The organism is Stenotrophomonas capsici, assembly GCF_034961085.1.
Lineage (GTDB): Bacteria > Pseudomonadota > Gammaproteobacteria > Xanthomonadales > Xanthomonadaceae > Stenotrophomonas > Stenotrophomonas capsici.
In genome coordinates this window covers 1-10,641 of sequence record NZ_JAYFUH010000044.1, presented here as the reverse complement: position 1 = coordinate 10,641, position 10,641 = coordinate 1, and the positions used below count along the sequence as shown (strand labels likewise).

At 68.5% G+C, this 10,641-nt stretch carries 12 protein-coding genes; 6 read left to right on the top strand and 6 right to left on the bottom strand.

Going from position 1 to position 10,641, the window contains the following annotated elements; genetic code table 11:
* Together VA603_RS01495 and VA603_RS01490 are read right to left on the bottom strand one after the other, a co-directional pair.
* On the bottom strand, positions 1-700 hold a 700-nt coding region (locus VA603_RS01495), incomplete at its 3' end, for a PA4780 family RIO1-like protein kinase (protein WP_323437736.1).
* Positions 701-870: 170 nt separating this feature from the next.
* Positions 871-2,043 carry an acyl-CoA dehydrogenase family protein gene (locus VA603_RS01490; RefSeq protein WP_323437735.1) on the bottom strand — a complete coding sequence of 391 codons (1,173 nt, stop codon included), beginning with the start codon at positions 2,041-2,043 and terminating at the stop codon, positions 871-873.
* Between the two features lie 260 nt (positions 2,044-2,303).
* Between VA603_RS01490 and VA603_RS01485 the strand changes: the two genes are divergently transcribed.
* Positions 2,304-2,885, top strand: coding sequence for a hypothetical protein (locus VA603_RS01485; RefSeq protein WP_323437734.1), 582 nt, complete (start codon positions 2,304-2,306; stop codon positions 2,883-2,885).
* 158 nt (positions 2,886-3,043) lie between these two features.
* Here the strand turns inward: VA603_RS01485 and VA603_RS01480 are convergent, their stop codons facing one another.
* Positions 3,044-3,778, bottom strand: a complete 735-nt coding sequence (locus VA603_RS01480; protein ID WP_323437733.1) for a hypothetical protein — start codon at positions 3,776-3,778, stop codon at positions 3,044-3,046.
* A 141-nt stretch (positions 3,779-3,919) separates the two neighbouring features.
* Here VA603_RS01480 and VA603_RS01475 point away from each other — a divergent pair, with 141 nt between their 5' ends.
* From VA603_RS01475 to VA603_RS01465, 3 genes are all read left to right on the top strand, one after another.
* A complete protein-coding gene (locus tag VA603_RS01475; RefSeq protein ID WP_132863713.1) occupies positions 3,920-5,296 on the top strand; it encodes an amino acid permease in 1,377 nt (458 codons plus the stop codon).
* Between the two features lie 94 nt (positions 5,297-5,390).
* Positions 5,391-5,975 (top strand): YdeI/OmpD-associated family protein, encoded by a 585-nt coding sequence (locus VA603_RS01470; protein WP_323437732.1) that lies wholly within the window; start codon positions 5,391-5,393, stop codon positions 5,973-5,975.
* A gap of 63 nt (positions 5,976-6,038) precedes the next feature.
* The gene (locus tag VA603_RS01465) at positions 6,039-6,308 is read left to right on the top strand and encodes a hypothetical protein (protein WP_132863716.1); all 270 of its coding nucleotides are present in this window, start codon (positions 6,039-6,041) and stop codon (positions 6,306-6,308) included.
* Between the two features lie 179 nt (positions 6,309-6,487).
* Here VA603_RS01465 and norR read toward each other — a convergent pair whose 3' ends face one another.
* Positions 6,488-8,026: a nitric oxide reductase transcriptional regulator NorR gene (norR, locus tag VA603_RS01460; RefSeq protein WP_323437731.1), complete on the bottom strand. Its 1,539-nt coding sequence runs from the start codon at positions 8,024-8,026 to the stop codon at positions 6,488-6,490.
* A gap of 162 nt (positions 8,027-8,188) precedes the next feature.
* Between norR and hmpA the strand changes: the two genes are divergently transcribed.
* Together hmpA and VA603_RS01450 are read left to right on the top strand one after the other, a co-directional pair.
* Entirely contained in the window at positions 8,189-9,370 is a 1,182-nt protein-coding gene (hmpA, locus tag VA603_RS01455) for an NO-inducible flavohemoprotein (RefSeq protein WP_132863720.1), read from the top strand.
* Between the two features lie 138 nt (positions 9,371-9,508).
* A complete protein-coding gene (locus tag VA603_RS01450) occupies positions 9,509-9,889 on the top strand; it encodes a DUF1761 domain-containing protein (RefSeq protein ID WP_207911789.1) in 381 nt (126 codons plus the stop codon).
* Between the two features lie 82 nt (positions 9,890-9,971).
* Here the strand turns inward: VA603_RS01450 and VA603_RS01445 are convergent, their stop codons facing one another.
* Together VA603_RS01445 and VA603_RS01440 are read right to left on the bottom strand one after the other, a co-directional pair.
* Positions 9,972-10,385, bottom strand: coding sequence for a hypothetical protein (locus VA603_RS01445; protein ID WP_132863723.1), 414 nt, complete (start codon positions 10,383-10,385; stop codon positions 9,972-9,974).
* A gap of 102 nt (positions 10,386-10,487) precedes the next feature.
* A partial coding sequence (locus VA603_RS01440) for a helicase C-terminal domain-containing protein (RefSeq protein ID WP_323437737.1) occupies positions 10,488-10,641 on the bottom strand: 154 nt, incomplete at its 5' end.

The following is a 10,641-nucleotide window of genomic DNA, read 5'->3' as shown; positions in this document are numbered from 1 at the left end:
GGAACAACTCCCACATCTCCTCGCCGTACCAGGTATCGAGCAATTCGGGCGCCGAGCGCCCCAGGTAGGCGGTGAGGTTGTTGACGTCGCGCAGCAGCATGGTGCGCGCGGCGTTGTTGCCGCCGGCGCTGACCACCTGCGGGAAGTCGATCACCACCGGGCCATCCGGGCCGACCAGCACGTTGTAGGGCGACAGGTCGCCGTGGATCAGGCCGCAGCACAGCATCAGCTTGACCTGCTGCACCAGCACCGCGTGGAACTGGCGGGCCTGTTCGGCGGCCAGTTCCACCTCGCCCAGGCGCGCGGCGCTGAAGCCCTCGGCGTCGGTGACCAGTTCCATCACCAGCACGCCGTGGAAATACCCGTACGGCTCGGGCACCCGCAGGCCGGCCTCGCGCAGCTGGTACAGCGCGTCGACCTCGGTGTTCTTCCACGCCACTTCCTGCTGCTTGCGGCCGTACTTGCTGGCCTTGCCGATCGCGCGCGCCTCGCGGCTGCCGCGCACCTTGCGCCCTTCCTGGTACTGCACGCGCTGCTGGAAGCTGCGCTGGGCCATGTCCTTGTAGACCTTGGCGCAGCGCACGTCATCGCCGCTGCGCACGACGTAGACCGCCGCCTCCTTGCCGCTCTTCAGTGGGCGCAACACTTCGTCGATGACGCCATCGTCGATCAGGACCTGGAGTTGGGGGGGTGTCTTCACGGGTTCTCGGTGCTGCCAACAGGAGTGAAATACGCCTGGCCACGTGTGCCAGGCGCGCCCATTGTCACCGATGGTAGGCGAGCGGGGCCGAGGTGGGTGTGACCGCCGTTGTCAGCCAGACATGGAAACGGCCGGCAGGGCCGGCCGTCCGTGTCACGCAGCGCGCGCGTTCAGAACGCGTTGATGCCGGTCAACTCGCGGCCGATCACCAGCTGGTGCACGGTCTCGGTGCCTTCGTACGTGATCACCGATTCCAGGTTCAGGGCATGCCGGATCGCACCGTGCTCGGTGGTGATGCCGGCACCGCCGAGCAGGTCACGACACTCGCGGGCGATGTCGATGGCCAGGCGGCAATTGTTCCACTTGGCCAGCGACACCTGCTGCGGCTGCATCTGCCCGGCGTCCTTCAGGCGGCCAAGCTGCAGCACCAGCAACTGCCCGGTGGTGATGCGACGGGCCATGTCGGCCATCTTGATCTGCGCGCTCTGGGTGGCCGCGACCGGGCGGCCGAACAGGATCCGCTCCTTGGTGTAGGCCAGCACTTCGTCCAGGCAGGCGATGGCCGCGCCCAGCGGGCCCCAGGTGATGCCGTAGCGGGCCTGGGTCAGGCAGCCCAGCGGCCCCTTCAGGCCCTTCACGTTGGGCAGGCGGTTGGCATCGGGCACGCGCACGTTGTCGAAGAACAGGGCGCCGGTCACCGAGGCACGCAGGCTCATCTTGTGCTTGATCTCCTGGGCGGTGAAGCCCGGGGTGCCCTTCTCGATCACGAAGCCCTGCACGCCCTCCTCGGTGTTGGCCCAGACGATGGCGATGTCGGCCACCGAGCCGTTGGTGATCCACATCTTCGAACCGTTGATGACCCAGTCCCCGCCATCCTTCACCGCGCGGGTCTTCATGCTGGCCGGGTCCGAGCCACCGTGCGCCTCGGTCAGGCCGAAGCAGCCGATCACCTTGCCGCGCGCCATGTCCGGCAGCCAACGCAGGCGCTGCTCTTCCGAGCCGTAGGCGTAGATGGGGTACATGCACAGCGAGCTCTGCACCGACACGAAGCTGCGCAGGCCCGAATCACCGCGCTCCAGCTCCTGGCAGATCAGGCCGTAGCTGACACCGTTCAGCCCGGCGCCGCCGTACTGCTCCGGCAGCGTGCTGCCCAGCAGGCCCATCTCGGCGATCTCGGGGATCAGTTCGTTCGGGAAACGCCCCTGGTCGAAGCAGTCGCCGATGATCGGCAACACGCGCTCGTCGGTGAAGCGGGCGACCGAATCCTGCACGGCGCGCTCTTCCTCGCTCAGCAACGAACGCACATCGAACAAATCGTAGGGGTTCAGGGTCTTCAGGCTCATTACGGTCTCTGGAAGGCGCATCCGCGCGCGGAAGGTAGGGATAAGGTAGTTCAATCGGGCACGGAGGATTGCTGCAGGCGCACGCTCACCGGGCCTCTCGCTCGCTTCCATGCCCTTGCTCGGTGGCCGGCCCGCCCCTGCCCAGCGCAGCCAGCCCCTGCACACCGGGCCTGCACACCGGGCTGCGGATACTTGGCCACGGGGGCGCGTCGGTCGATGCCGGCGCCGCTCCCGCCCAGGCAGTCAGGAGTGGTGCGGTAATGCAGGGAACCCAAGGCAACACCGGCGCGCGCGGGACGATCACGGTCACCCTCAACGCACGCCTTCAACCGGTCCACCGGACAGAGCTGGAGGACGCATTCAACGATGCCTGCCAGCTTCACGGCATCCGTGCCGAGGTGATCGGCGGCGGCACCCTGCTGGCGTCCAGCGGCGAAGTGGCCAACTGCGACCTGCGGATCCGGGTGGATGACCTGGGCGGTGACAGCGTGCTCCTGATCCGGCGCCTGTTCGAGGCGATGCTGGCCCCGGTCGGCTCCAGCATCAGCCTGCCCGGCGGTGGCCCACGCATTCCATTTGGCGTGCACCAGGGCCTGGGCCTGTACCTCAATGGCACCGACCTGCCCGCCGAGGTCTACCAGACCTGCGACATCAACCACGTCCACGAGGAATGCATGCGCCGCCTGGAAGGCGTGGGCATGCTCAACAGCCACTGGCAGGGCCCCACCGAAACCGCGCTGTACATGTACGGCGACAGCTTCGATCGCATGCACGCGGCCATCACGCCGCTGCTGGACAGCTACCCGCTGTGCCAGCGGTGCCGGGTCGAGCGCATCGCCTGAGCACGGCCCCCTTCACCGGCATGCCCCCGCTGACCCGATGGCAATGGCGCCCTGCCGGGGGCATGGAGCACGCCTCGCTGGCGTTCGCGCTGCTGATCGGCCAGGCCTCACTACGGCACCGACCAGTCATTTTGTCGATCGCGGACACCGCACGCCCGCTACGACATCTCCTCCTCGCCGCCGCGCCCGGCGCCATAGCCGAGCCCCGCCCCCATGCCCACGCCGGCCCCCATGCCGCCCATGCCGCCACCGCCACCCTTGCCTGCGCCGCCGGCCGCACCCTCCTTGTCCTTGCCGCCACCTTTTCCGCCACCGCCACTGGAGGTCGGGCGCGCCGGCCCCTGCTGCGGGATCGCCACGCTGGCCGGGATGGTGTCCAGGTCGAGCACGCCCCGGATGAAGTCGCGCAGCGACACCACCAGTGCCGCGGTATGGATCGGCCGGCCCTGGACCATGTCGGTGGCCGCGCGCGCCGCCAACCGCACCTGTTCCTCGGTGCCGAGCAGGATGACGTCCGACAGGGCCGCCTCCACCGCATCGCGGATGCGCCGCGCCCGGTCGCCGGCCTCGCCGCCATCGATCGGCGGCAGCAACAGCGCGCCCTCGGCATTGGGGGTGGCCTGGCCTTGTGCCAACCCGGAGGCGCGTCGGCGGATCTCGCGCAGGTGGATCGGGTCCACCGACAGGTCACCGGTGAAGGAACCACCCAAGGTCTTGTAGGCGGCGATCAAGGTCTTGAGCCGCTCGTTGATCTGCCGGTTGGCTGCTTCGCGCTTCTGCTGCACTACCTGCATCACCAGCAGGCGGATGCCCACGCCGATCAGGGTGATGATCGCCAGGCCCACCAAGGTGGAAAGCAGGCCCTGCCACGAGCTGAAATCCAGGCCGCGCATCCGTCATCCATTGCTGCAGGCGCACATCGGGGCGCCGGGATGTCCATCCTACTGGCAGCGGGCCGTGGCGGGCGCGATGGACAGACACGATGACAATCGAACGCGGTAAGGTGTCGCACTTCTCTACACCAGATCGTTCAGATGTCCGCCAATTCCACCGCCCCGGCCAGTGCGCCGTCGCAGAATCTGGAACGCGCGCTCAAGCCGCGCCAGCTGATCATGATGGGACTGGGCAGCGCCATCGGCGCCGGCCTGTTCCTGGGCTCGGGCGTCGGCATCCACGCCGCTGGCCCGGCCGTGCTGATCTCCTACCTGGTCGCCGGCACCCTGGTGATCATCATGATGCACGCGATGGGCGAGATGGCCGCCGCGCGCCCCACCAGCGGCGCGTTCTCGGTCTACGCGGCCGACGCGCTCGGCCCGACCGCCGGTGCCACCGTGGGCTGGCTGTGGTGGGCGCAGCTGGTGGTGGTGATCGCCGCCGAATCGGTTGGCGCGGCCGGCCTGCTCAAGACGATATGGCCGGAGCTGTCGGTGCCTCTGGTATCGCTGGCCTTCATGGTGGTGTTCACCATCATCAACCTGATGGGCGTGCGCAACTACGGCGAGTTCGAGTTCTGGTTCGCCATCCTCAAGGTCGGCGCGATCATCGGCTTCATCCTGATCGGCATCGCCCTGCTGTGCGGGCTGCTGCCCAACGTGCCATCGCCGGGCCTGTCCAACATCACCGGCCATGGCGGCTTCATGCCCAAGGGCCTGGCCGGCATCGGCGCGGCCTTGCTGGTGGTGGTGTTCGCCTTCGGCGGCACCGAGATCGTGGCCGTCGCCGCGGCCGAAACCCAGGACCCGGAGCGCAGCCTGGCCCGCGCCATCCGCACCGTGGCCTGGCGCATCCTGGTGTTCTACATCGGCTCGATCGGCGTGATCATCGCCGTGGTGCCATGGACCAGCGATGCGCTGCGCTCCCCGTTCGCCGCGGTGCTGCAGGTGGCCAACATCCCCGGCGCGGCCACCGCGATCACGCTGATCGCGGTGATCGCCCTGCTCTCGGCGCTCAATGCCAACCTCTACGGTGCCTCGCGGATGATGTACTCGCTGGCCTCGCGTGGCGAAGCACCGCGCTGGCTGGGCCGCACCAACGCCCGCCAGGTGCCGCTGATCGCGGTGCTGGCCAGCGTGCTGTTCGGTTTCGGCGCGACCGTGCTGGAGCTGCTGTACCCGGACAAGGTGCTGCCGGTGCTGCTCAACGTGGTCGGCTCGACCTGCCTGCTGGTGTGGACCCTGACCCTGGTCTCGCAGTTGATCCTGCGCCGCCGCGCCGAACGCAACGGCACCCCGTTGCCATTCAGGATGGCCGGTTTCCCCTACCTGACGTTGCTGGCGCTGGCCATCCTCGCGCTGATCTTCGCGCTGCTGCTGAGCACCCCGGAGACCCGCCTGCAGTTCCTGTCGATGGCCGTGTTCACCGCCTTCATCGCGCTGTGCAGTGGCCTGGCACGGCGCCTACGCCGCGCCTGACCGTACCCAAACAGGCCGTTGACGAGCCCGCCGCATCGGCGGGCTTGTTTTGCCGGCCGACTGACGGCAGGCTTCGCGCATCCGAGGCCCCGTCATGTCCCCCGATCCCCGCGTCGACGCCTACATCGCCAACGCCGCCGATTTCGCGCAACCCATCCTGCGCGAGATCCGGGCACGCGTGCACGCCGGTTGCAGCCAGGCCGAGGAAGCCATCAAGTGGGGCATGCCCAGCTTCCTGTACAAGGGCAAGCTGCTGTGCGGGATGGCCGCTTTCAAGGCGCATGCCACGTTGGGCTTCTGGCAACGCCAGGCCGGCCCGGGCGACAACACCGAGGCCATGGGCCAGTACGGGCGCCTGCAGCACGCCCGGGACCTGCCGGACAAGCGCGCGTTCGCCGCGCAACTGCGCGAGGGCATGCGCCGCATCGACAGCGGCGTGAAGGCCCCGCGGCGTACGCCGCGGGCCGCCCTGCCGATACCGCCGGCCTTCGCCCAGGCGCTGGCCGCGGCCCCACAGGCCCAGGCCGCCTTCGACGGCTTCGCCCCCGGCTACCAGCGCGACTACCTGGAGTGGATCGGCGAGGCCAAGCGCGAAACCACCCGGCAACAACGCATCACCCAGGCCATCGCGTGGTTATCCGATGGCAAGCACCGCAACTGGAAGCACGAGAAGCATTGACGCAGAACGCGCCAGAGATTCCACTTCACCCGAAATCACGACCCCCAGCCCTACCGTCCCCCCATGATCGACCAAGAAGCCCTCATCCAGCGCGCCATCGACCCGTCATCCGTCAAGCTGGAAGGCACGCTGACCAATCCGCCGTCCTTCGGCGTGTACGCCATCGATGCCGATGACGGCAGCACGCACTACCGCTTCGGCAGCCACCCGGTGCGCATGCACGAACTGGAAGACAAGTTCGGCGGCTGCGAGCTGGAATACCTGTTCCTCGCGCGCGAGGACGCCGCGGCGATGACCGCGGCATTGAACCGCCCGGAAGACGAGGAAGGCTGAGCAACGGGGACGACGCCGGGCGCACTGGCTTCCCCTCACCCCTGCCTGCGGCACAAGGCAGGGGGTCGTCCATGCGAACGGCCGGTCCACTGCAGTACCGCAATTGCCCCTCGCTTGTGCGGCAGGCATAGGGGAAAGGGGCAAGTGCCACCGGCAAGCCCTTCAAACCCCAACCCCGGCTACTTCAGCCCCAGGCGTTTGGCCAGGCGATTCAGGTTGGCCCGATCCAACCCCAGCAGGCGCGCGCTCTCGGTCCAGTTGCCCGCCGTGCGCTCCAGCGTGGCGGCGATGCGCTGGCGCTGGAAATCATCCACGGCCTTGCGCAGGTCCTCGGCCTGCAGCGCTTGTCCGGCACCGGCCGGGGCCTGCACGCTGGCATCGCTGTGCACCGGCAACTCCAGCGCCGCCGCATCGACGGTGAGGATGCGCGGGCGCACCGTGCCGCTGGCTGCCAGCGCGCGCAGCACTGCACGACCGATCAGATGCTCCAGTTCCCGCACATTGCCCGGCCAGTCGTAGCCAAGCAGCGCGGCCTGGGCATCGGCGGACAGGCGCAGGCTGCGCAGGCCCATCCGCGAACGCGCCTCTTCGATGAAGAAGCCCGCCAGCAGCAGCACGTCGCGCTCGCGCTCGCGCAGCGGCGGCACCCGTAGCGGATAGGCGCCCAGGCGGTGGTACAGGTCGGCGCGGAAACGCCCCTGCCGCACCGCGTCGGCCAGGTCCAGGTTGGTGGCGGCGATCACCCGCACGTCCACCTGGTGCTCGCGGTCCGAGCCCACCCGCTGCAGTTGCCCGCTCTGCAGCACGCGTAGCAGCTTGGCCTGGCTGGCCAGCGGCAGCTCGCCGACCTCGTCCAGGAACAGCGTGCCGCCATCGGCCAGTTCGAACTTGCCGCGCCGCTCGCCCACCGCGCCGGTGAACGCGCCGCGCACGTGGCCGAACAGTTCGCTTTCCACCAGTGCATCGGGCAGGGCGGCGCAGTTGATGACCACCATCGGCTTGTCCTTGCGCGCGGACTGGCGATGGATGCCGCGCGCCACCAGTTCCTTGCCGACGCCGGTCTCGCCGCTGATCAGCACGCTCAGGTCACTGGGCGCGACCAGCGCGATCTCCTTGCGCAGCGCCTTGAAGGCCGCGCTCTGCCCCACCACCTCCGGTGGCGTGCGCTGCCCGGCCGCCGCACGCCAGGTTTCGGCCAGCGCCTGCTCCTCGCTCAACCGGGCCGCCAGCGTGCCGATCCGTTCGCCGGCCTTTACCGTGGCCGCGGCGAGGCTGGCGAAGGCTTCCAGCCGGTCGCGCTGGATCTGCTCGAACTGGCCGGGGGTGAGGGCGTCCATGGTCAGCATGCCCCACGGGCGGCCATCGATGTACAGCGCGCAGCCCATGCAGTCATGCACCTCCAGGTGGCCGTGCACCGACTCGACCAGGCCGTCGTAGGGATCGGGCAGGCCGCAGTCGGCGGCGAAGTGCACCGTGCCCTGCCCCTGCAGGATCGCCGCCAGCCGCGGGTGCTCGTCCAGCCGGAAGCGGCGACCGAGCGTGTCGGTGCTCAACCCTTCCACCGCCAGCGGCACCGCCTGTTCGCCCTCCAGCCGCAGCAGCGCCACCGCATCGCTGGGCAACAGCTGCCGCAACACCCGCAGCAACCGGCCATAGCGCTCGACATCGGCCAGGTCGTCGCGGGCCAGGTCGTCAACCAGCGGGATGATCCCCGACATGAAGGGGTTGCAGGTCATTTCGACACCCAAGAGTCATTTCGACCCGTATCGAACCGGGTCGTTTCAACCCGTATACCAGCCAAGTTATTGATTTTCATATACAGAAAAGCTGGCACGAAATATGGAACCCACAGGGTACCCCAAGCAGAAAGAGAAACACCCATGTTGACTGCTGCACAGCGCGACCTGATCAAGGCCACCGTTCCCCTGCTGGAAACCGGCGGTGAAGCCCTGACCAAGCACTTCTACGGCCTGATGCTGACCGAGAGCGATGCGGCGCGCCCGTTGTTCAACCAGGCCCACCAGTCCAGCGGCGACCAGCCGCGTGCGCTGGCCAACTCGGTGCTGATGTACGCCAAGCACATCGACCGGCTGGAGGCGCTGGGCCCGCTGGTCGGCCAGATCGTGGCCAAGCATGTCGCCCTGCAGGTGCTGCCCGAGCACTACCCGATCGTCGGCCACTACCTGCTGCGTTCGATCCGCGAGGTGCTGGGGCCGGAGATCGCCACCGACGAGATCATCGATGCCTGGGGCACCGCCTACCAGATGCTGGCCGACCTGCTGATCGGCGCCGAGGAATCGGTGTACGCGGCCAACGAGCAGGCACCGGGCGGCTGGCGCGGCGGGCGCATGTTCCAGGTGGTCGACAAGGTCCGCGAAAGCGCCGAGATCACTTCCTTCCATCTGCAGCCGGTCGACGGCGGCGCGGTGGTGGACTTCCAGCCCGGCCAGTACATCGGCATGCGCCTGCAGATCGATGGCCAGGAAGTGCGCCGCAACTACTCGCTGTCGGCCGTGCCCAATGGCCGCAGTTACCGCATCAGCGTCAAGCGCGAGGACGGCGGCAAGGTGTCCAACCACCTGCACGACAACGTGCAGCTCGGCGACGCGCTGGAGCTGTTCGCCCCGGCCGGCGACTTCACGCTGGTGGCCGGTGACCGCCCGATCGCCCTGATCAGCGGTGGCGTGGGCATCACCCCGACCCTGCCGATGCTGGAGCAGGCGCTGGCCAGCGGCCGCCCGGTGCACTTCATCCATTGCGCGCGCAACGGCCAGGTGCATGCATTCCGCCAGTTCATCGCCGACATGCAGAAGCAGCACCCGCAGCTGCGCAGCTACACCTGCTACAGCGAGGCGCTGCCGGGCGATGCCGCCGATGCCGAAGGCCTGCTCAGCCGCGAACTGCTGCAGCAGTGGCTGCCGGCCGAAGGCAACGTGGACGCGTACTTCCTGGGCCCGAAGCCGTTCATGGCCCAGGTGAAGAAGCTGCTGCGCGACGTGGGCGTGCCGGACGCACAGAGCCGCTACGAGTTCTTCGGGCCGGCGGCGGCGTTGGAGGCCTGATCCCGGGCACCGCCAGGGAACAGGAAGGGCCGGTGGCATGCCACCGGCCCTTTTTTTTACCCGCGGACCGCCTGCAGCCCCGCTGTTGGCCCGCGCATGCGGATACGATGCGGGCATCGTCCGGGGAGGGGGAATCGCATGAACGTTTACGCCGTGGTGTTGGCCGCCGTGTCCAGCTTCGTGCTGGGAGGCTTGTGGTACTCACCGGCGCTGCTCGGCCGTGCATGGAACCGGGAGAACGGTGGCGACGTGCCGCAGGGACACCCGGCCAAGGTGTTCGGCGTGAGCTTCGTGTTCTCGCTGGTGGCCGCGTTCGCATTCGCGTGGTGGCTGGGCCCGGCACCGCCGCTGCCGCACGCCGTGCTGAGCGGCCTGGTGGTGGGCTTGGGGATGGTCGCGGCGAGTTTCGGCATCAACTACCAGTTCGCCCAGCGCAGTACCGCGCTGTGGCTGATCGACGGCGGCTACCACACGGTGCAGTTCGTGCTGTTCGGCCTGGTCCTGGGCCTGTGGCACTGAGCAGGGCGGTGGTGGTTGCGGTTGCGCCCGTCTGCTCGCCTTGTTCACGCAACGGCAGCGGCGTGTCCAAGCAGGAAACCGATCAGCCCAGTCGCGCCTGCAACCAACGCTCGACCACCACCACCGTCCCCAGCTTCGCCGGCACCTGCAGCGCCAGCACGCGTGCCAGCGCATCGGCATGACGGATGAAGGCCTGCCTGGCCACCCGCTGCGCCTGCTGCACCGTCGATTGCTGCCGACGCAACTGCACGATCTGCAGTGACGGGCGTCCGGGCGGTGCGAACTTCTGGTAGCGACGCAGCTCGTCGGCGACCAGGCCCACGTCCACGCCGCACCTGGCCAGTGCCTGTCCGGCCTGCAGCACCTGCTCCAGCGCACGACCGACTTCGGTCAGCCCGTCGGCGTCGAACAGCGCCAACGACGCCAGTGCGGGGTCGTGGTGCTGGAGGCGTTGCAGCTGGGTTTCCCAAGGGAAGGTCGCGGTGAAGTCGGGCATGGGATGGATATCGGTAGAAGAGGAGAGTACGAGGCGGGTGTGCGGACCCTCACCCCAACCCATTTCCCGCTTGCGGGAGAGGGGCTTTTCATCTTTCGGCGGCTAGCCGATCACCCGCTTGAACGGCGGCAGCGCGTCGATGATGCGCTTGCCATAGCGGCGCGTCAGCAGCCGCGAGTCGAGGATGACCACCCGCCCGGTGTCGGTCGAGGTGCGGATCAGGCGGCCGGCGAACTGCGTCAGCGTGCGCAGCGCG

Excerpts from the sequence above, each read along its gene's own strand:
- VA603_RS01490 (WP_323437735.1), bottom strand. The coding sequence starts at position 2,043 with ATGAGCCTGAAGACCCTGAACCCCTACGATTTGTTCGATGTGCGTTCG.
- VA603_RS01485 (WP_323437734.1), top strand. The coding sequence starts at position 2,304 with ATGCAGGGAACCCAAGGCAACACCGGCGCGCGCGGGACGATCACGGTC.
- VA603_RS01480 (WP_323437733.1), bottom strand. The coding sequence starts at position 3,778 with ATGCGCGGCCTGGATTTCAGCTCGTGGCAGGGCCTGCTTTCCACCTTG.
- VA603_RS01475 (WP_132863713.1), top strand. The coding sequence starts at position 3,920 with ATGTCCGCCAATTCCACCGCCCCGGCCAGTGCGCCGTCGCAGAATCTG.
- VA603_RS01470 (WP_323437732.1), top strand. The coding sequence starts at position 5,391 with ATGTCCCCCGATCCCCGCGTCGACGCCTACATCGCCAACGCCGCCGAT.
- VA603_RS01465 (WP_132863716.1), top strand. The coding sequence starts at position 6,039 with ATGATCGACCAAGAAGCCCTCATCCAGCGCGCCATCGACCCGTCATCC.
- norR (WP_323437731.1), bottom strand. The coding sequence starts at position 8,026 with ATGTCGGGGATCATCCCGCTGGTTGACGACCTGGCCCGCGACGACCTG.
- hmpA (WP_132863720.1), top strand. The coding sequence starts at position 8,189 with ATGTTGACTGCTGCACAGCGCGACCTGATCAAGGCCACCGTTCCCCTG.
- VA603_RS01450 (WP_207911789.1), top strand. The coding sequence starts at position 9,509 with ATGAACGTTTACGCCGTGGTGTTGGCCGCCGTGTCCAGCTTCGTGCTG.
- VA603_RS01445 (WP_132863723.1), bottom strand. The coding sequence starts at position 10,385 with ATGCCCGACTTCACCGCGACCTTCCCTTGGGAAACCCAGCTGCAACGC.